The organism is Streptomyces sp. NBC_00322 (assembly GCF_036147535.1).
Lineage (GTDB): Bacteria > Actinomycetota > Actinomycetes > Streptomycetales > Streptomycetaceae > Streptomyces.
The window spans coordinates 6,444,056-6,464,202 of the sequence record NZ_CP108019.1; the positions used below are offsets into that span (position 1 = coordinate 6,444,056).

Below are 20,147 nucleotides of genomic sequence, written 5' to 3' on the forward strand. Positions count from 1 at the left end.
AAGGAGACCCAAACCGGTGACCACCACCACCCGCCGCACCGCCCTAGGCACCGCGGTCGCCATCCTCGCCGCGCTCATATCCGCCGGCCCCGCCGCCTCCGCCCCCAGACCCCCCGCCCCACCCTCCGACACCGCGCTCGCCGCGCAGCCCGCCCGGCACGATCTGACCCGGGAGCAGTTCTACTTCGTCCTGCCCGACCGGTTCGCCAACGGCGACACGTCCAACGACCGCGGCGGGCTGACCGGTTCGCGTCTGGAGACCGGTTACGACCCCGCCGACAAGGGCTTCTACCAGGGCGGCGACCTCAAAGGGCTGACCGGGAAGCTCGACTACATCAAGGGCCTCGGCACCACCGCCATCTGGCTCGCGCCGATCTTCAAGAACCGGCCCGTCCAGGGCACCGGCAAGGACGCGTCGGCCGGGTACCACGGGTACTGGATCACCGACTTCACCCAGGTCGACCCCCACTTCGGCACCAACGCCGATCTCGAGAAGCTGATCGACAAGGCCCACGGCAAGGGCATGAAGGTCTTCTTCGACGTCATCACGAACCACACCGCCGACACCGTCGACTACGCGGAGAAGAAGTACGGCTACCGCCCCAAGGGCGCCTATCCGTACCTCGACAAGGACGGCCGCCCCTTCGACGACCGGGCGGCGATCGGCAAGGTCGACGCCGACTCCTTCCCGTACACCCCCAAGGCCAGTGGTCACAAGGTTCCCGCCTGGCTCAACGACCCCACGATGTACCACAACCGGGGCGATTCGACCTTCGCGGGCGAGAGCTCCGAGTACGGCGACTTCTCCGGCCTCGACGACCTGTGGACCGAGCGTCCCGAGCTCGTGAAGGGCATGGAGCAGATCTACGAGAAGTGGGTCCGCGACTTCGACATCGACGGCTTCCGCATCGACACCGTCAAGCACGTCGACATGGACTTCTGGACCCAGTGGGCCACCGCGCTCGACGCGTACGCCGCCAGGCGCGGCCGTGACGACTTCTTCATGTTCGGCGAGGTCTTCTCCGCGGACACGGCGATCACCTCGCCGTACGTCACCCGCGGCCGGCTCGACGCCACCCTCGACTTCCCCTTCCAGGACGCGGCCCGCGCCTTCGCCTCGCAGGGTGCGCCCGCCGAGCGTCTCGGGAAGGTCTTCGCCGACGACTACCGCTACACCAGCGACAAGGCCAACGCCTATGAGCAGGTGACCTTCCTCGGCAACCACGACATGGGCCGGATCGGCACCTTCCTCACGCAGGACAATCCGAAGGCCGACGACGCCGAGCTGCTGAAGCGGGCGCGGCTCGGGTACGAGCTGATGTTCCTGAACCGCGGCAACCCGGTCGTCTACTACGGCGACGAGCAGGGATTCACCGGCGCGGGCGGCGACAAGGACGCCCGCCAGAGCCTGTTCGCGTCCAAGACCCCCGACTATCTGGACGACGACCAGCTGGGCACGGACCGTACGCACGCGTCGGACGCGTACGACACCGGGCACCCGCTGTACCGCTCGATCGCCGCGCTGTCGAAGCTCACCAAGGACCACCCGGCGCTGCGCGACGGCGTCCAGAAGGAGCGGTACGCCAAGGACTCGGTGTACGCCTTCTCCCGTACGGATGCCAGGACGCGCACCGAGTACATCGTCGCCGCCAACAACCAGGCCGCGCCCACGACCGTGACCGTCCCGGCGGACGCGGCCGACTTTGTCACCCTGTACGGCGGTTCGGGCGCGGTGCACGCCACCGACGGGAAGATCACTCTCACCGTCCCCGCGCTGTCGTCGCTGGTGCTGAAGGCCGCAAAGCCTCTGGCTCAGCCGGCCGCCAAGCCCGTCGTCACCCTCAAGGCCCCGCCCGCCGGAGCCACCGGCACCGTCGAGATCAGCGCCCAGACCGGCGGCGGGCAGCTCGACCGTGTCGTCTTCGCCGCCCAGACCGGCAACGGCGCCTGGCGCACCCTCGGCTCCGCCGACCACGCCCCGTACAAGGTCACCCAGCACATCGACGCCACGGTGGCGGCCGGAACCTCCCTTCGCTACAAGGCAGTTGTGGTCGACAGCGCGGGACGTACAGCCAGTGCCCTGGCGGAGACGACCGCCGGGCAGGCACCGCCGCCCCAGAAGCCGGTGGCCGTCGAGCGCGACTTCGCGGTCGTCCACTACCAGCGCCCCGACGGCGACTACGACGGCTGGCAGCTGAAGGCCGGCGAGCAGCAGGCCGCGTTCACCGGGCGTGACGCGTACGGCGCGTTCGCCTGGGTCAAGCTCGCCGAAGGCGCCTCGGCCCTCCCGTACACCGTCGAGAAGAACGGCTCGGCCGACGGCCCGCAGCGGACGATCGACCTCGCCCGCACCGGCCAGGTCTGGATAGCGCAGGGCAAGGACGGCCAGTCCGTCACCGCGCCCGACGGCGCCTACCCTCCGCAGGACAAGACCAAGGCCGTCCTGCACTACCACCGGCCCGATGGCGACTACGACGGCTGGGGTCTGCACACCTGGACCGGCGCGAAGGATCCGACCGACTGGTCCAGGCCGCTCCAGCCGGTGAGGAAGGACGCGTACGGAGTGACCTTCGAGGTGCCGCTCGCCGCGGGCGCGACCTCGCTCAGCTACATCGTCCACAGGGGCGACCAGAAGGACCTGCCGAGCGACCAGTCCCTGGACCTCGCGACGTATACGAACGAGGTCTGGCTGCTGGCCGGGCAGCCGAAGTACCTGCTGCCGCAGACCGGCGGCGCGCCCTCGCTCGACCTGGCGAAGGCCGAGGCGCAGTGGATCGACCGGGACACCGTCGTGTGGAAGGTGAAGGCCACCGACGCGACCAGCCAGCAACTGGTGTACGCGCCGAACGGCGGCATCTCCGTCGTCGAGGGGGCACTCAGCGACGAGGGCCGCTGGCTGCGACTGAACCCCGCCGCCCTGACCGACGCGCAGAAGGCCAGGTACCCGCACCTCGCCGCGTACCCGGCCTTCACCGTCGACCCGCGCGACCGCGACCGGGTGCGCGATGCCCTGCGCGGCCAGCTGATCGCCACCCAGCGCGCCGCGAACGGCGCACTGCTCGCCGCGACCGGCGTACAGATCCCGGGAGTTCTCGACGATCTGTACGACGCGACCGGCGCGAAGCTCGGTCCGGTCTTCGACCGCGGCCGCCCCACCCTGTCCCTGTGGGCCCCCACCGCTCAGTCCGTCTCCCTCGAACTCGACGGCACGACGTATCCGATGCGGCGCAACGGCACCAGCGGCGTCTGGTCCGTCAGCGGGCCGAAGAGCTGGGCGGGCAAGCCGTACCGCTACGTGGTCAAGGTCTGGGCGCCCAGCGTCCAGAAGGTCGTCACCAACAAGGTCACCGACCCGTACTCCACCGCCCTGACCACCGACTCGGCCCGCAGCCTGGTCGTCGACCTCGCCGATCCGCGGCTCGCCCCCAAGGGCTGGGCGACCCTGAAGAAGCCCGCGGCCGTGCCGCTGCGTGACGCGCAGATCCAGGAGCTGCACATCCGCGACTTCTCGGTCGCGGACCGCACCTCCAAACACCCGGGCCAGTACCTCGCCTTCACCGACCGCGAATCGGCCGGGATGAGACATCTGCGCGCGCTCGCCGCGTCCGGGACGTCCTACGTCCACCTCCTGCCCGCCTTCGACATCGGCACCATCCCCGAGAAGAAGTCCGACCAGACCGTCCCCGACTGCGACCTGAAGGTGTACGTGCCCGACTCCGAGGAGCAGCAGGCGTGCATCGCCAAGGCTGCCGCGAAGGACGCGTACAACTGGGGCTACGACCCGCTGCACTACACCGTCCCCGAAGGCTCCTACGCGTCCGACCCCGAAGGAACGCGGCGCACGGTCGAGTTCCGGCAGATGGTCCAGTCCCTGGGCGAGGGTGGCCTGCGCACGGTCATGGACGTCGTCTACAACCACACCGTGGCGAGCGGCCAGGCCGACAAGTCCGTACTCGACAAGATCGTGCCCGGCTACTACCAGCGCCTCCTCGCCGACGGCACCGTCGCCACCTCCACCTGCTGCGCCAACACCGCGCCCGAGAACGCCATGATGGGCAAGCTCGTCGTCGACTCGGTCGTCACCTGGGCCAAGGAGTACAAGGTCGACGGCTTCCGCTTCGACCTGATGGGCCACCACCCGAAGGCCAACATCCTCGCGGTCCGCAAGGCGCTCGACGCGCTCACCGTCGAGCGCGACGGCGTGGACGGCAAGAAGATCATTCTCTACGGCGAGGGCTGGAACTTCGGCGAGATCGCGGACGACGCCCGCTTCGTCCAGGCGACCCAGAAGAACATGGCCGGGACAGGGATCGCGACCTTCTCCGACCGGGCCCGTGACGCGGTCCGCGGCGGCGGCCCCTTCGACGAGAACCCGGGAATCCAGGGCTTCGCCTCAGGCCTGTACACCGACCCCAACTCGTCCGCGGCGAACGGCACTCCCGCCGAGCAGAAGGCCCGCCTGCTGCACTACCAGGACCTGATCAAGGTCGGCCTCACGGGCAATCTCGCCGCGTACACCTTCACCGACAGCTCCGGCCGCACCGTCAAGGGCTCCGAGGTCGACTACAACGGCGCCCCCGCCGGATACGCGGCCGCCCCCGGCGACGCCCTCGCCTACACGGACGCCCACGACAACGAATCCCTCTACGACGCGCTGGCCTTCAAGCTCCCCAAGGCCACCTCATCGGCCGCCCGGGCACGGATGCAGGTCCTCGCGATGGCGACAGCTGCGCTCTCGCAGGGGCCCGCGCTCTCCCAGGCCGGGTCGGACCTGCTGCGCTCCAAGTCGCTGGACCGCAATTCGTACGACAGCGGCGACTGGTTCAACGCGATCCACTGGGACTGCAGGGACGGCAACGGCTTCGGGCGCGGACTGCCTCCGCAGGCCGACAACAAGTCCAAGTGGCCCTTCGCCAAGCCGCTGTTGACGGAGCCCTCGCTCGCGGTGGGCTGCGACGGGATCGACGGCGCATCGGCCGCCTACCGGGATCTGCTCACCATCCGCGCCACCGAGAAGGCCTTCGGCCTGGCGTCCGCGGGCGAGGTGCAGTCCACGGTCTCCTTCCCGCTCTCGGGCAGGGACGAGACCCCCGGCGTGATCACCATGGTCCTCGGTGACCTGGTGGTTGTCTTCAACGCGACACCGGACACGCAGACCCAGCGGGCCGAAGCCCTCGCCGGCCGCACGTACGGCCTGCACCCCGTCCAGGCGGCGGGGGCGGACTCTACCGTCAAGAAGGCCTCGTTCGAGGGGAGTTCGGGAACCTTCGCCGTTCCAGGGCGTACTGTCGCCGTCTTCGAACGGAAGTGAGGCCCGCGGCGTTACGGTGACCGGATGGACGGCACCACCGTGCTGGTGGTGGACGACACCGATGCCAACCGCTACGCCATGGGCGCGGTCCTGCACAGGGCGGGGCATCTGGTGATCCCCGCCGCAAGCGCCGGCGACGCACTGGTCGAGCTCGACACGAGGCTCAAGGCCGGTGCGTTGCCGGACGCCGCGCTGGTGGATGTCGGACTGCCCGACATGAACGGCTTCGAACTGTGCCGCCGCATCAAGCAGCTCCCCGTCGTCGCGACGATGCCGGTGGTGCACTTCTCCGCCACCGCCGTCACCCCGCAGGACCGCACCCGCGGCCTGGACGCAGGGGCCGAGGCGTATCTGACGGTCCCCGTCGAGCCGGAGGAGATCCAGGCCGTCATGCGCGCCGCCCTGCGCGGGGCCCGCTCCCGCCACGACGCCGAGGCGCAGGCCGAGCGGATGACGCAGCTGGCCGCCGCGACGATGGAGGTGCACACCGCACGCAGCCCCCAGGAGCTGGCCGACGCGGCCACCGCCGGGACCGCGCGCCTCGTCGGCGGCCCGGCTGTCGCCCTCGTCCTCGGCTCCGGCGGTGAACTGCACGTGGGGCGCGCGGGCGAGCGCGGCCCCCGCCCCGACGAGAGCGCCCGCACGGCCGTGGCACGACTGCTCCAGCGCGCCATGTCCGGACGCACCGGCGTCCAGAGCCTTCTCGCGCCCGAGCCGCTGTGGCCGGCCGGTTTCTTCCGGCGCGGCCTCGCCACCGACGCCCGGCTGCTGCTCGCCCGCAGCAGTGAGGACCAGCCTCCGGTCTGCCTGGCCACCCCCGGCTACCGCAGGGCCGATCCGGAGGCCGCGCTGCTGCTCACCCAGCTCGCCCGGGCCACGGCCCTGGCCGCCGAATCGCTGCGTACATCCGCGGAGGAACGGCATCTCGCCCTCACCCTCCAGCACAGCTTCCTGCCGCAGCGGCTGCCCGAGATCCCCGGCGCCGAGATCGCCGTACGGTACGTCCCCGCCTCCACCCAGGCCGAGATCGGCGGCGACTTCTATGTGACCCTGCCGACGCCGCACGGTGTCCTCGTCGGCGTCGGCGATGTCGTTGGCCACTCCCTGGACGCGGCGACGGTGATGGTCGAACTGCGGCACGCCCTGCGCGCGTACGCCACCGACGAGAGCGACCCCGCCGTGCTGCTGCACCGCCTGGACCGGATGCTCCAGCGCTACCACCCGGATTCCACGGCCACGGTCTGCCTCGCCCTGATGGACCCCCGCGGCGGCCGCATCAAGATCGCGAACGCGGGCCACATCCCCCCGCTGATCGTCTCCGCCGGAGCCACGGCGTCCTACGTCCAGACCTCGGGCCCGCTGCTCGGCCTCGGCCTGGACCGTCCCCCGCCGACCGACGCCCGACTGGTCGGGGGAGAGAGGCTGTTGCTGGTCACGGACGGTCTGATCGAGACCCGCGGCACGGACCTCACGGTCTCGCTCGAACGCCTCCGCCATGCCGCGGCAGACGCGCCACCGGGCGTCTCACCGCTCTGCGACACCCTGCTGGACTGCTTCGGCACCCGCGAGGACGACGTCGCTCTGCTGGCGCTTCAGCTGACCGGCTGCGGTTGAGCAATCCGTTGAGGGACATCAGCTGACGGGGTTCAGTTGACCGGCTTCTCCAGCAGGACCACTCCGTAACGGCTGCCGTCCTTGGCCACCTTGCCCGGCTCCTCGCCGGCGACCCGGTAGCCCGCCGCCTCGTAGTACGTCCGCAGCGCCGGATTGCTGGACAGACAGTCCAGCCGTACGAACTCCCGCCCCGTATCGGCGATGCGCTGCTCCGCGTGGGCGAGCAGCAGTCGGCCGAAGCCCTCCGGTGCCGTGTCCCGGTCGATCATCAGGCGGTGCACATACCCCGCCACCGGAGGCTGGATCCCCCAGGCGGGCTGGTCCTCCCACCACAGTTCGTACGCCCCGATGGCGTCGCCGTCCTCTCTCTCCGCGATCCAGACCTCACCCTCCTTGATCCAGTGCCGGAAGTGGTCGGCGTCCTTGTCACCGGGCTTCCACTGCGCGATGCCGTTGAGCTGCATCCAGCGCGCGGCACCGTCGAAGAGCGCGACAAGGGTGTCCGTATCGGAATGGGCGGCGAGCCGACAAGTGATCTTCACTCCGGCATTATTGACGGGATCACGGAGACCTGCGAAAGGGTGGGTCCCACAACCGCCCGGTCCCACCGATCACCCGTGCTGGAGCGCCCGATGCCGCAGATCACCGTCGACTACTCCGACAGCCTCGCGTCCGCCTTCGACCGCCGCACCTTCGCGCTCGCCCTGCACCCGCTGATCGTCGAGACGATCGACACCCAGCTCTCCGCCTGCAAGACCCGCTTCCGCCGCGTCGACGAGACGGTCGTCGCCGGGGGCACGCCCGCGGACGCCCTCGTCCACATCGGGATCGCCGTGCTGCCGGGCCGCAGCCCCGAGCTCAAGGCCCGGTTGTCGGAGGCCGTCCTCGAACTCCTCGCCGGTCATCTGGGGCCCGCGGAGGGCATCGCGCCCGTCCTCTCCGCCGAAGTGCGCGACCTGGAGCCGTCCTACCGCAAGCGCTGAGTCGGCACCCGGTCCAGCGAGGGCGCCAGCGACACGAGCCGGCCGACCAGATCGCCGAAGGGCCCATCGGCCGGCTCGTCGCGCAGGACGCGCAGCAGGATGCCCGCCATCTCCTCGTCATAGGCCGCGCTCACCGCGCACAGCGCCGCGAAGTCGTGCACCAGCTGCAACTCCAGCTCGGCGCGCGGGATCCGCCGCCCGTCCAGCCAGATCAGCGCCGTCGACTCGGCGAGCGACACCCAGGACCGTACGACCAACTGAAGCCGCGCGGGCGGCTCGCCGATCCCCAGATGCGCCAGGATCTGCTCGTACGCCGCCTGCCTGACCTCGTCGATCATCGCGTTCGTCGTCGAACAGCCGACCGCAGGACCGCCCCGCATCAGCGCGGAGAACCCGGGCCCGTGCTCGTCCACGAAGTCGAAGAACCGGCCCATGACCCGCAGCAGCCGCGCCCCCAGCGGCCCCTCCGGAGGCTCGTGGAAACGCCCGGCCAGCTCGTCGGCGGCGCGCCGCAGTGCGGCCTCGTACAGGCTCTGCTTACCGGGGAAGTAGTGGTAGACGAGAGGCCGCGAGATACCGGCGGCCGCGGCTATCTCGTCTATCGACACGTCGTCGGGGGAGCGGTGGCTGAACAGCTCGAGAGCCACGCTGATCAGCTGCTGTCTGCGCTCGTCGACGCCCATCCTGCGGCGTACCCCGGTCGTCATGCGCACAGCCTACCCACGGCGGCCGCGCACCTGTTCTACCGGTCCAGCACCAGCCACCCGCCCCATGTTGAGGGGGCGCGGGGCACCCCCAGGGCCCCATGCCGGCGCGGCAGCTTCGCGCCGCAGCGCCGCGGGTGCGCTGGACTTGGGGTGCCGGGGCACCCCGACAGGCCGCACAAACGGTCGGAGGTCCACGGGAGTGGAAGCGGGTGCCTTGGACTCGCCGCGCAGCTCAGCGGGCCGCGGAGCGGCCGGGATTCGTGACCGCGGAGCGGTCAACCGGCCCGGCGCGGGGCGCGCTGGTGTGCGGGCCGTGGTGCCGGGCGACCCGGCACCACATCCGGCCGCGGAGCGGCCGGGAGACCGGGACCGCGGAGCGGGCCACAAGGGCACCCGGGACCGGGAGGTCGCGGCTAGGGCCTGTCGTTCGGATCTTGCCGGGTTCGCGTGGCCTGGCACGCTCCCCCACAGCCTTCGGCGTGGGAGGGGCCCCCACCCCCGTAGCCCTTCGGGCACGGGAGGTGCCCCCATGCTGCGTTGTCGTCAGTCGCCGACGCTCCGCGTCGGCTCTCCCCCTGCCTTCGGCGGGGGGACCCCCATCCTCCGGCCTGCGATCGCACGCACCAGACCCCGCTCACTGATCCGGCCTGATCCAAACGACAGGCCCTAGTGCAGGGCGCCCACGCGACTCCCGTCGCCCAGGCGGCCGTTGAGCTCCGCCCGCGCCCCCTCCTTCGCCGGGACCGCCAGCACATTGCCGCGCGCGCTGCCGTCGACCCCGCCCGATGTGGTCAGCGACCTGAATTGGTCGCTGCCCGCCGCGAGCACGTACCAGCGGCCCCCTCGGGACTTCCACAGGACGCCCGCCAGGACCTGCGGGTCACGCACCCCGCAGGACGGCGAGTCCTCGGAACGCGCCGCGATCGCGCCGGGTGCGCCCGCCTGCGCACCGGGGGCCTGGAACTGGGCCATCACCCGGCTCCCCGTGCCCCGCCAGGTCTCCGCCCGTGTGCACAGCCACGCCGCCCTGCCGTTCGACTCGGGCAGGGTCTGCTCCGCGTACGTCCATGAGTTGACGCTGCGTACACCGTGCGCCCGCACCCCGGGCAGCAGACAGGCCGTACGGGCCCACGAGGCCCGAGCTGTTTTCCCGGCGACGTCCCGCGGCGCCGACGGGGGGCCCGAGGTGAGCCGGGCCGGGGTCAGTTCGCCGAGGTCGGTCAGCAGCCGCTCGGCCGTGCCGTCCACAAGCTCCAGCACGTCCCAGGTCTTGCAGTCCCTGGCCTGCGCCGGGCTCGGCAGCGGTGAGGTGACCCCGTCCGGGCCCCGGGTCAGCGGCCGCGCCGCGCCCGCCGGGTCGAGCAGGTCCCGTACGGACGTCGCCCGCACCCAGGGCGCCGTCAGATAGCGGACGTTGCTCTCGGTACGGCCCGCCACCAGCGCCCCCGACGAAGCAGCGTCCGCGGCGTCCGTGCGGGCGAAGTCGAGCGCCACGCCCCCGCCGCCGTCCTTCGGCTCGGCGTAGCGGACCACCCGCAGCCCGTCGTGCAGCAGCACCACGTTCGCCTGGTCGACCTCGCCCGCGTACAGCAACTGCGGCGAACCCATCGGCGGCCCCGGCGGTGTGCCGGGGGTCGCGGAGACCTGGACCGTGCTGCCGGGCCGCGCCCACACGGCGAGCGCCCGGCGCAGCAGTGCCGCGTCATCGGTGAGGCCGCCACGGGTCGGCCAGACGGAGAAGTCCGTACGGGAGGACTGCAGCCATTCCGCGGGGGAGACGCGGATCAACTTGGCCGGGTCCAGGGCGGTTTCGGCGGTGGGATTGCGGGCATAGGGCGGCGCGGCCGCTCCGTCGGGACCCCAGCCGTCGCCCGGCAGCCCGAGCAGTGCCCCGCACACCGCGAGTGCCGCGGCCGCGACCAGGGCCGCCTTGACGTGCTGGCGGCGCCGCATCAGATCGGTGGGGCGGGCCTGGAGCGAACACGGATCGAACTCGGCGGATTCGAGCAGCGCGGCCGCTCCCGCCCCCACCGCGGCCTCCATCCCGTCCGCCTCGGCCAGCGCGGCATGCGGGTCCGCCACCCCGGCGACGCTGAGCACATGACGTACGTCGGTGTCGGCCATCTCCTCCAGGCCGCGCAGGACATAGGCAGCGCGGGCGGGCCCGGAGAGCGCGGACAGGTGCTGGTCCAGGGCGAGTTCGTCGGCTCCGCCGGAGCGGGGGAAGACCCGCAGACCCCACACATGGGGCAGCAGCGGCGGGAGCTGGGCGCGCCTGGGCCGGGCGAGCCGCTTCAGCGGGAGCCCGGCGTCCAGGGCCTGGCGGAGCACCCGTCCCCGTACGTACACATAGCCGGGGTCGGCGTCGCCGGGCGCCCGGCGCGAGCCGGGGATGGAGTCCGCGGGGTCGGCGGCGCCCGCCGGTGTGGTGCGGCCGCGCGGCAGGGAGCGCTGCACGAGAGCATGCGCGGTGAGGACGCGGCGATTGCGGCCGAGGGTGGGGGGCAGTACGAGATACGCGATCCGTACGAGCCGGGTGTAGTGCTCGACGAGGGCCGCCTCGGCCTGCTCGACCGCGACCGGGCCGGGGTCGGGAACGGGAGCGGGAGCGGACGGGGCAGGGGTGTTGACGACATCCTGTGGGCGCACGTTCAGCAGAACGAGCGAATGGTCCTATGGTCACCCGCCGCCCCCCGATCGGGGCGCACCGATCTCAAGGTCCTGTCAGCCGGCCAGCCGTTCGTGGATGTGCTCGATCGCCTGGACCGGCACGCCGAGCCCTTCGACCACGTATTTCTCCATCGTGCCGTAGCGGGCCTCGACCTCGTCCAGTGCGGCCGCCAGATACTCGGGCACGACGCCGATGACCGCGAGGGCGGTCTCGGGGTCGCCGCCCTGTGCGATGAAGCCTTCGATGAGCGGTGCGAAGGCCTGCCGTACCGCCGGATTGACGGCGAGATACTCCGCCTCCACCGCCTCGGGCGGCGCGCCGAGCAGGGTGAGGACGATCGTCGCGGCCCAGCCGGTACGGTCCTTGCCCGCCGTGCAGTGGAAGAGCAGCGGGCCCGCATCGGGGTCCGCGACCTCGGTCAGGAAGGCGCGGTAGGCGGCGCGCGCCGAGTCGGCGGTGACGAAGCCGCGATAGGTGTCGGCGAACATCTGCTGGGCCCGGCCGCCGCCCAACTCCCGCTCGGCGAGGACCGGATCGGCCAGCACCTGCTTGAGCTTCGCGGCGGCCGGCAACAGCCCGGAGGAGACCCGGTCGGCGAGCACGTCGGCGAGGAGCAGTCGGCCGCCGGCGGGGATGCGGTCCGGGCGGGCGAGGCGTTCGGCCTGCGTGCGGAAGTCGACGATCGTACGGATCCCGAGGGCGGCGACGACCGGATCGGCTGTGGGATCGAGCCGGTCGAGCTGCCCGGAGCGGAAGAGCAGACCGGAGCGCACGGCATGGCCCGCGGGCAGGGGCGTGCCTCCGAGGTCGCGGAGATTGGCGACGGTGGTGGCGGGGATCGCGGTCATGGCGGGCGGCTCCCTGGCTCGGACAGGCCCCGAAAGGATCGGAAAGGGGCTTTATCGATGTAAACAACCTATGTGACCGACCACCCGCTGAAGTGGACCGTGCCCCGCGCTCCGCCGCCGCCGTTGGCCGCGCTCATGAAAAGTCCCACGTCCTGGACGTCCGCGGCTCCCGGGACGGACACCGTGGCGACCGAGCGCCAGGTGGCGCCGCCGTCCGTCGAGCAGGAGCCGGTGAAGGAGGTCCCGGCGTCGCGGGTCAGCCGGAGCAGCACCGGGGCCTTGACGCCGAGGATGCGTTTGTACGTGTCGAGGGTGCCGTCGCCGTTCGTGTCGTACGACAGGACGACGCCCTGCCCCGGTGTGGCGGCCAGATTCAGGAAACCGGCGTCGCCCGGCCGCGCGAGGCCGTTGCGGACGACGATGCCCGCCCGGGCCCAACTGCTCGTGTTCTCCTGGGAGTCCACCCGCAGCTCGACGCTCGCGCCCACCGTCAGACCGCCCTCGCGAAAGGCGGTGCCGAAGTGGGTGGTGCCCCGCCACAGGTCGGTGCCCCCGCCGTTGATCGCGAACCGGTCGCCGGCCTGCCCGAAGACGGCCGCGTTGCTCGTGTACGTACGCCACGCGGCATCCAGCGGCGATGCGAGGAAGAGCGAGCCCTGCTGGGGGACGGTCACGCGCTCCTCGCCGCGCGGCCCGTACTGCGTGCGCAGCGCGTACGGCATCGCGCGCAACGGCTCGTCGATCGGATCGGCCGGGGCCGTCACCTGCCAGGAGACCGTGCCGGTGCCGCCCGCCGGGACACTGTCCAGGAAAGGGTCGCCCTGCGGCTCGGCGTCCAGGCCGGTCAGCTCGAAGTCGACGCGGCCGGTGGAGCGCAGCCCGTTGAGGTTGCGGAAGGCGGCCGTGACGGTGCCGGTGCTGCCGGGCGTGAAGGCGGGCGGCTTCACGGTGACGTCGACGTAGCCCTGGTAGGGGGCGGTGGCGAGGGTGTCGTAAACCCTGCGGGCGGTGCGGTACGCGTCACCCGTGGCCCGCACCGGATAGGCGCGCCGGTCCTTCGTCCAGGCCTCCTCGGCCGGATACCAGTCGAAGGGCGTGGGGGCGCGGCCCTCGGCCAGGGCGGTGGCCAGCTCCTCCAGATAGGCCTCCCACTGCGGCAGATGGACGTCGTTGATCAGCCCGTGCCAGTCGCGGTTGGCGTAGTTGCTGAGCTGATTGGCCGCGGCCCGGTCCGCCCAGGTGGTGATCAGTGCCCGGGCCGTGCGCTCCAGCTCGACCGCCTCGTCCGCGCCGGTGGCCAGCCGTTTGGCGTCCTCCAGCCAGGGGCCGAGCAGGAAGGAGCGGTGACAGCCCGCCATCGTGTCGCTCAGCCGCATGAGTCTCAGCCACAGCGCCGAGACGGCGCGGAAGGTGTCCACGTCCTTGTTCTGGTAGGCGGCCCGCAGCGGAAGCTGAAGCGTGCGGGAGCGGTTGGCGAGTGCCTGGCGGGCCAGGTCGGTCACATCGTGCCGGTAGGCGTCACTGTCCCGCAGCGAGGGCCGTACGCCGAGCAGCGCCGCGAACGCCCGGTCGAAGCCCGCCGGATCGAAGGCGGTGCCGATCGAAGAGGTCATGCCGGGGCGGCGGCAGAACAGCGAGTCGTAGGGCCGCCCGTCGGTGCTGGTGAGCTTGTACGCCGTCGCGGCGAGCGCGGCGAAGGCGGCACGCGCCGAACCGTCCTCGCCGCCGTAGCGGATCTCGGCGTACTCCTCGAACCACGCGTCCCGGTCGATCGTCTCCTCGCGCCAGGCGAGCTCGCTGAACAGCTCCAGCGCGGCCGGGTCGCGCTCGGCGGCCTCCGGCATGTACGCGGTTCCGGCCAGCGCGCTGCCCGGCTTGTCGCGCCAGGCCGTGAACTTGGCCGTCCAGCGGTCGGTGTTCGCGCCGATGGTCGTACGCCCGCCGAAGTTCGGGATGGTGCCGAAGGCGTACGGAGCCCCGCCCCACTCCTTCTCCCGGTCGGTGACCGTGTCCAGATCGGAGAGCCCGTCCACGATCAGCACCCGGTCGGTGTCGATGGCATCGAGCAGCGCCGGGCGCGGATTGGCCTGCCAGCCGAGGATCACCCAGGTGGCGCCGGGCCGGGCGGTCTGCAGCGAGGTCTCGACCGCACGGGCGGCATCGGCGACCGGGACGTCTCCCGGTGTGCCGCCCTCGTGCAGCAGATCCATCTTGAAGTGGAAGGTCTCGCCGAACAGTTCCCCCTGGTGCCGGTAGAAGGCCGCGGCGACGTCGGAGAAGCTCTGGGTGCGCGGGTCCAGCCAGTCGGGTCGGCGCAGCCCGTTCCAGGTGCCCTGGGGGATGACACGGGCACCGGGATTGCGGGCGGTGAAGCCGTCCGGGACCGTGCCGAAGTAGCCGGGCAGGACCGGGTGCATCCCGAGCTGGCGCATCCGGTCGGTGATGCGTCTGCCGAGGTCGGCGCGTCGGCCGATGAGCTCGGGGGAGAGCGGGCCGCCGTAGCCGCTCATGTTCTGCAGCAGCCACCACGGCTGGTGCGAGGGCGCCGGCAGCCAGGTGCGGGCCTCGGTGTCGGAGTATCCGAAGTCCATCAGGAGGCGGTGGTAGACGGCCTCCTGGCCGGGTGTGACCAGGACTTCGTTGCAGCCGTGCAGGGCGAGGATGTCGAGCAGGCGCTCCCAGCGGGCCCAGTCCGCGTACGGCGCGGTGTAGCCGTCGTGCGTGTCGTTGTACGCGAACCGGTGCGGGACGGTCGCGGAGCGCTCCAGTGCCGTGCGCGGCGCGGGCAGCAGCGCCGGCAGGTCGAGCTGACTGCCCGACCAGGAGATGTGCGCCCGGCAGACGTACTTGAGGTACCAGTGCACCCCGGTGAGCAGTACGGCCGCACTGGTGCCCTCGACCTCGATACGGCCCCGGGAGCCGGTGACGCGGAAGCGCTCGGGCCCCTCCAGCTCCCGCAGCCTGAACTGGCCGGCGTGCCGGGGCAGCAGGCGCCCGAGCGCCTCCCGGGCGGGCGAGGTGGCGAACGGCGCCGCGGGCGCGGCGGCCGCCGAGGTGTGCCCGGCGAGTGCCGCACCTAAGCCGATCGCTCCCGCGGTGCCCAGTACGGTACGTCTCGACAACTCGGCCATCGGTGCTCCTCCATGTTGCTCCCGTCACAACAGGTGCGTGCGTCGCGCAGGTTACCGGGAGTTCGGCGGCGCGAAAGGCGGCCGACAAGGCACGATGGCCGGATGCGGACGAGTACGAACACGGGCGCGAGGCGGACGGCCCGCGCAGCACTGGCAATTCTGGCACTGACCCTTGCCGCGGCCTGCGGATCGGGCGACGACGGCGACGGGCGTGGCGGGGACGGCGACAAGGCCCCCAAGACGGCGACCGGCACCCTGGAGCAGCTGGCCCAGCAGGCGCAGTGCAAGCCGAACATCCAGACGGACGCGGCCGAGCTGCGGCAGGCCAACTGCACGACCGGCGACGGCAAGTATGTGCTGGCCACCTTCGCCACCGACCGGGGCCAGCGCGAATGGATCAACGCGGCCAATGACTACGGCGGCTCGTATCTGGTGGGCCGCAGGTGGGTCGCGGTCGGCGACGCCAAGGTGGTGACCGCGCTGCGCGGCCGGCTCGGCGGGACGGTGGAGACCGGCTCGGAGCACCACTCCGGGAGCACCGGTGACAGTGCCGGGAGCGAGGGCGGCCACTCGGGACACCACGGGAGCTGACAGAAAACGACCGGATCGGCTCCCATTCCCAGAGGAGCCGATCCGGCCGTTTCAGGCGATCGTGTCAGTGGGTCACTGGCACTTCTGGCCGTTGTTGATGCAGTTCACCACCTTGTTCATCAGGTTCTCGTCGAAGACGTTGATGAAGTCACCGTGGTCCGTGACCGGCTTGTGCAGCTGCTCGGGGAAGGAGTCGACCGCGAAACCGGGACCCGGCGGGACGTCGTAGACGATCCGCTGGACCAGCTGCGGAATCGCCTTGAATCCATTGCCGCAGTTGCCATTGGCGTCCGCGAACGCCACATGGGTGCGGTGATTGGCACTGTCGGTGTTCTGACCGTCCCAGCAGCTCTGGAACTTGAACGACCGCACCACCTGGCTGCCCTGGGGGCAGATCGGGTACTTGTCCTTCAGCTGACGGTCCTCGAAACCGGTGCAGCTCCAGGAAGCGTTCGCGTTCGCGTCGCCGTTGACGAATGCCTTGGCGTCACCGGTGATGATGCGCAGGAAGCGGGGCATCGCGGTCACCTTGCTGACCGGGTTGCCGACGAAATTCAGCGTGACCTCGGACGGAGTCTGGATCTCTCCGACGTTCTGGTCCTTGCCGCCGCCGTCCGCATCGGCGTCGTTCTCGTTCTGTCCGTTCTGCAGACGCAGCACGGGCCAGTAGTACGTGGACTTGTCGCCCTGATTCTGGCAACTGGTGTCCCCGTTTGCGAGATCGTCGTCGCTGGCAAAAGCGTCATTGGCCTGATTGCCGACGTAGTCGTGCATATGGTGCGCGCCATTGCTCACACCAGGGGCGACGATGACATTGTCCGGATTGAACTTGCCGTTCTCGTTCTTTCCGCACTCGGTGACGAACGAACCCCTGGAGCCGCCGCGGCGCTGCCGCGGCTGCTGGACGTTGGGCTGGACGGACTGGATGTCTACGAAGTCGGCTGCTTCGGGGCCATTGCCGCCCTGTCCGTTGCCGTTGCCCTGATCGTTGCCCTGACCACCGTCATTGCCCTGGTCATTGCCCTGATTGTCGTCCTGGCCGCCATTTTGGTCACCATTCTGACCGCCGTCCTGGCCGTTGTCGTTCTGACCGTCGCCGTTGTTCTGGTCACCGTTCTGGTCGCCGTTCTGGCCGTCCTGGTTGTCGGCGTTGTCGTCGGCGCGCAGGCTGCACTGAGCGAGGGAGTCAAGTCCCTGGGGCGGCTGACCGGACCGGCCGATCGCGATGGAAATACGCTCGATGCTCGCCGTCCGCTTGTCCTTCAGCGGATTCAGAATGGCGTTCTGAGCCAGCTGTGGATCCCGTTCGATCTCCTCCTTCTGGTCTGCGAACTGCTTGTACGCGTCGGTGATCTGGCTGTCCATCTTCGCCAGCTCGCCGTCGACCTCCGGGCGTGCCTGGTCGGGCACCTCGCGGATATCGTTCGCGACCTCGGGGCAGTCGATCGTGGAGATCTCAGCTCCGGCGTTCTTCGTCTGCGTCTGCTCGTTTCCCTGACCGGACCAGGACCAGCCTTCGCCCGCGGATGCGTACACATTGACGCCGACCAGCCCACCCCCGCCCAGGATCAATGCGGCGGAGGCAACGATCGCCCGGTTCGCCAGCGTCGAGCGTTTTCTTGTGCGTCCCATGGAACTCCTCTGCTTCGTCGTCGGGTGTGGGTATAAGGGGGTCCCGACTGAGGGAGAAGCGCGACCATCCATACGGGTGGGGCTCATGGGGTGTTCAAGCCGAGCTGGTTTGAAGCAGGAATTCGTAGAATTCTCCAGAAGCAAACCCGGTGGATTGCGCCGAAGTCGGACGGCGGCCGGGATGGCAGGATGGGGCGCATGACCGAGATCCACACCCCCAGGCTCCTGCTGCGCCGCTGGCGCGAGGACGACCTCGCCCCCATGGCCGAAATCAACGCGGACCCGCAGGTCATGCAGTGGATCGGAGACGGCTCCGTACGTGATGCGGAGCAGACCGCCGAGGACATCGAGCGCTGGGAGGAGGAGTGGGACGAGGAGGGCTTCGGACTCTTCGCCGTCGAACTGCTCGCCTCGGGCGAACTGGCGGGCTTCGTCGGCCTGTCCGTGCCCACCTTCCTGCCCGAGGTACTGCCCGCGGTGGAGATCGGCTGGCGGCTCGGCAGCCCGTACTGGGGCCAGGGGTACGCCTCCGAAGCGGCCGCCGCCACACTGGAGTTCGCGCTCAGGGACCGGGGCCTGGACCGGGTGATCAGCATCGCGCGGCTGGGCAACGACGCGTCGGAGAACGTGATGCGCAAGCTCGGCATGGAGCTGGACCACGAGACGACGCACCCCGAGTACGGCTTCCCGCTGCACGTCTACGCGATCGACCTCACCGAGTACGAGGCCTGACGGGCTGTGTCCTTGTCCAGGCCCTAGCCTCGGTCGAGATACGCCAGCACCGCGAGCACCCGCCGGTTGTCGTCGTCCGACACCGGCAGGTCCAGCTTCGCGAAGATGTTGGACGTGTGCTTGGCCACCGCGCGCTCCGTGACGACCAGCTGTGAGGCGATCGCCGCATTGGAACGGCCCTGCGCCATCAGCTCGATGACCTCCAGCTCACGCGGGGTCAGTCCGCCCATCGGCTTGTCCTGGGACCGCCGCGACAGCAGCTGGGAGATCACCTGCGGATCCATCGCCGTCCCGCCGGCCGCCACCCGCCGTACCGCGTCGATGAACTGCTCCACGTCGAAGACCCGGTCCTTGAGGAGATAGCCGACCCCGCCGTTGCCGTCGGCCAGCAGCTCGCGCGCGTACAGCTGCTCCACATGCTGTGACAGCACGAGCACCGGCAGTCCCGGCCGGGCCCGCCGCGCCGCCAGCGCGCACTGCAGGCCCTCGTCCGTGTGCGAGGGCGGCAGCCGGACGTCGACGACGGCCACGTCCGGCTCCAACTCCGCAAGGGCCTTGGTCAGTTCGGGCCCGCTCTCCACGGCCGCCAGGATCTCGAAGTCGTACGCCTCCAGCATGCGGACCAGTCCGTCGCGCAGCAGGAACAGATCTTCGGCTAGAACAACTCGCAAGGGATCTCCATGGTGACCATGGTGGGGCCGCCCGCAGGGCTGCTGACGGCCAGTACGCCGTCGAATGTACCGAGCCGGCGTTCGATGCCGCTGAGTCCTGATCCGGTCCCGATCGTCGCGCCGCCCTTGCCGTTGTCCGTCACCGCGATCCGCAGCGAGCCGCCCGAGTACGTCAGGTCGACCCAGATCCGGTCGGCCCCCGCGTGCTTGACCGCGTTGGTGAGGGTCTCGCTGACGGCGAAGTACGCGGCCGACTCGACCGGGGCGTCGGCGCGGCCGGGCAGCTCCACGTCCACCTCGGTGTTCACCGGGAGCCGCAGCGCCAGAGCCTTGACCGCGTCACCGAGCCCGCGCTCCGCAAGGACCGGCGGGTGGATGCCGCGTACCAGGTCGCGCAGTTCGGTCAGCGCCTCGGCGGAGGACTCGCGGGCCTTGGAGATGAGCTCCTTGGCCTGCGCCGGGTCCTTCTCGATGAGTGCCTCGATCGTGCCGAGGTTCATGCCCATCGCGACCAGCCGGGCCTGCGCCCCGTCGTGCAGATCCCGCTCGATACGGCGCAGTTCGGCCGCGGAGGTGTCCAGGGCGTCGTGCCGGGTCTCGGTGAGCCGGTCGATGCGCTGCTCCAGCTCCATCTCGTGGTTCGGGGCGAGCATCGCGCGGGTCAGCCTGAAGTGGGCGCGGATCAGCGGCTGGTTGACTCTCATGGCGAGGGCCAGCCAGACAAGTCCGAGCAGAGCGGCCAGGCCGGCTGTGCCCCAGCTGGTGACCGGGATGAACGAGTACCAGTAGGTGCCGCTCGCGCTGACGATCGGCTGCCACAGACCCGCCAGCAGCAGCAGGCCGAAGATGCCGTCCAGCACCCAAAACGGCGGGAGGATCGCGACGATGGCCCCCGCCGTCATGTCCACGAGCAGCCACTGCATGTCCCGCCAGGTCGCCGGGTCCTTCAGCATCAGCGTGCAGCGCTCGACCTGCCCGATGACGCCGCTGCGCAGGTCGCGCGGGAAGGGGCGGTACGGGACGGGGACGCGCAGCGAGGACCACCGGGCCGCCAGCAGCCGCCGCTGGTTGGCGTGGGCCCGCACCAGGGTCAGTACGGCGGGAGTGGTGAGGACACCCACGCCGATGGGGATCAGGGCGATGGAGACCACCGACAGGACGAAGAGGGTGATCGATCCGATCAGCCCCATCAGTGTCAGGGCCAGGCCCTGTGCGCCGGCCACCACCGCGTCACGTGCCTTCGTCGCCTTCATGGG

The 20,147-nt window shown here is 70.8% G+C and carries 13 protein-coding genes; 5 read left to right on the forward strand and 8 right to left on the reverse strand.

Going from position 1 to position 20,147, the window contains the following annotated elements; genetic code table 11:
• The first annotated feature begins 16 nt into the window (after positions 1–16).
• Entirely contained in the window at positions 17–5,311 is a 5,295-nt protein-coding gene (gene pulA, locus OG905_RS29410) for a pullulanase-type alpha-1,6-glucosidase (protein WP_443044009.1), read from the forward strand.
• A gap of 24 nt (positions 5,312–5,335) precedes the next feature.
• Entirely contained in the window at positions 5,336–6,925 is a 1,590-nt protein-coding gene (locus tag OG905_RS29415) for a fused response regulator/phosphatase (protein ID WP_328678592.1), read from the forward strand.
• Between the two features lie 32 nt (positions 6,926–6,957).
• Here OG905_RS29415 and OG905_RS29420 read toward each other — a convergent pair whose 3' ends face one another.
• Positions 6,958–7,467: a GNAT family N-acetyltransferase gene (locus tag OG905_RS29420; RefSeq protein WP_328678593.1), complete on the reverse strand. Its 510-nt coding sequence runs from the start codon at positions 7,465–7,467 to the stop codon at positions 6,958–6,960.
• 90 nt (positions 7,468–7,557) lie between these two features.
• Here OG905_RS29420 and OG905_RS29425 point away from each other — a divergent pair, with 90 nt between their 5' ends.
• Positions 7,558–7,908 carry a 5-carboxymethyl-2-hydroxymuconate Delta-isomerase gene (locus OG905_RS29425; RefSeq protein ID WP_328678594.1) on the forward strand — a complete coding sequence of 117 codons (351 nt, stop codon included), beginning with the start codon at positions 7,558–7,560 and terminating at the stop codon, positions 7,906–7,908.
• Here OG905_RS29425 and OG905_RS29430 read toward each other — a convergent pair.
• From OG905_RS29430 to OG905_RS29445, 4 genes are all read right to left on the reverse strand, one after another.
• The gene (locus tag OG905_RS29430) at positions 7,893–8,615 is read right to left on the reverse strand and encodes a TetR/AcrR family transcriptional regulator (RefSeq protein WP_328678595.1); all 723 of its coding nucleotides are present in this window, start codon (positions 8,613–8,615) and stop codon (positions 7,893–7,895) included. The genes OG905_RS29425 and OG905_RS29430 overlap by 16 nt on opposite strands.
• 666 nt (positions 8,616–9,281) lie before the next feature.
• On the reverse strand, positions 9,282–11,264 hold the full coding sequence (locus tag OG905_RS29435) for a hypothetical protein (protein ID WP_328678596.1): 1,983 nt from the start codon (positions 11,262–11,264) through the stop codon (positions 9,282–9,284).
• A gap of 75 nt (positions 11,265–11,339) precedes the next feature.
• On the reverse strand, positions 11,340–12,134 hold the full coding sequence (locus tag OG905_RS29440) for a tyrosine-protein phosphatase (protein WP_328678597.1): 795 nt from the start codon (positions 12,132–12,134) through the stop codon (positions 11,340–11,342).
• Positions 12,135–12,202: 68 nt separating this feature from the next.
• On the reverse strand, positions 12,203–15,265 hold the full coding sequence (locus OG905_RS29445; RefSeq protein WP_328678598.1) for an alpha-N-acetylglucosaminidase: 3,063 nt from the start codon (positions 15,263–15,265) through the stop codon (positions 12,203–12,205).
• Between the two features lie 102 nt (positions 15,266–15,367).
• Here OG905_RS29445 and OG905_RS29450 point away from each other — a divergent pair, with 102 nt between their 5' ends.
• On the forward strand, positions 15,368–15,856 hold the full coding sequence (locus OG905_RS29450) for a hypothetical protein (protein WP_328678599.1): 489 nt from the start codon (positions 15,368–15,370) through the stop codon (positions 15,854–15,856).
• 72 nt (positions 15,857–15,928) lie between these two features.
• On the opposite strand, the gene OG905_RS29455 is transcribed toward OG905_RS29450, so the two are convergent.
• Positions 15,929–17,488, reverse strand: a complete 1,560-nt coding sequence (locus tag OG905_RS29455) for a DUF1996 domain-containing protein (protein WP_328678600.1) — start codon at positions 17,486–17,488, stop codon at positions 15,929–15,931.
• Positions 17,489–17,686: 198 nt separating this feature from the next.
• Between OG905_RS29455 and OG905_RS29460 the strand changes: the two genes are divergently transcribed.
• Positions 17,687–18,220 carry a GNAT family N-acetyltransferase gene (locus OG905_RS29460; protein WP_328678601.1) on the forward strand — a complete coding sequence of 178 codons (534 nt, stop codon included), beginning with the start codon at positions 17,687–17,689 and terminating at the stop codon, positions 18,218–18,220.
• Positions 18,221–18,243: 23 nt separating this feature from the next.
• Here the strand turns inward: OG905_RS29460 and OG905_RS29465 are convergent, their stop codons facing one another.
• Together OG905_RS29465 and OG905_RS29470 are read right to left on the reverse strand one after the other, a co-directional pair.
• Positions 18,244–18,891 carry a response regulator transcription factor gene (locus OG905_RS29465; protein WP_328678602.1) on the reverse strand — a complete coding sequence of 216 codons (648 nt, stop codon included), beginning with the start codon at positions 18,889–18,891 and terminating at the stop codon, positions 18,244–18,246.
• A complete protein-coding gene (locus OG905_RS29470; protein WP_328678603.1) occupies positions 18,876–20,144 on the reverse strand; it encodes a sensor histidine kinase in 1,269 nt (422 codons plus the stop codon). Before OG905_RS29470 ends, OG905_RS29465 begins: the two co-directional genes overlap by 16 nt.
• Positions 20,145–20,147 lie beyond the last annotated feature (3 nt).

What these genes read in the sequence shown, in the direction of transcription:
- OG905_RS29415 (WP_328678592.1), top strand. Translation starts at nt 5,336, where the DNA reads ATGGACGGCACCACCGTGCTGGTGGTGGACGACACCGATGCCAACCGC.
- OG905_RS29425 (WP_328678594.1), top strand. Translation starts at nt 7,558, where the DNA reads ATGCCGCAGATCACCGTCGACTACTCCGACAGCCTCGCGTCCGCCTTC.
- OG905_RS29430 (WP_328678595.1), bottom strand. Translation starts at nt 8,615, where the DNA reads ATGACGACCGGGGTACGCCGCAGGATGGGCGTCGACGAGCGCAGACAG.
- OG905_RS29440 (WP_328678597.1), bottom strand. Translation starts at nt 12,134, where the DNA reads ATGACCGCGATCCCCGCCACCACCGTCGCCAATCTCCGCGACCTCGGA.
- OG905_RS29445 (WP_328678598.1), bottom strand. Translation starts at nt 15,265, where the DNA reads ATGGCCGAGTTGTCGAGACGTACCGTACTGGGCACCGCGGGAGCGATC.
- OG905_RS29450 (WP_328678599.1), top strand. Translation starts at nt 15,368, where the DNA reads ATGCGGACGAGTACGAACACGGGCGCGAGGCGGACGGCCCGCGCAGCA.
- OG905_RS29455 (WP_328678600.1), bottom strand. Translation starts at nt 17,488, where the DNA reads ATGGGACGCACAAGAAAACGCTCGACGCTGGCGAACCGGGCGATCGTT.
- OG905_RS29460 (WP_328678601.1), top strand. Translation starts at nt 17,687, where the DNA reads ATGACCGAGATCCACACCCCCAGGCTCCTGCTGCGCCGCTGGCGCGAG.
- OG905_RS29470 (WP_328678603.1), bottom strand. Translation starts at nt 20,144, where the DNA reads ATGAAGGCGACGAAGGCACGTGACGCGGTGGTGGCCGGCGCACAGGGC.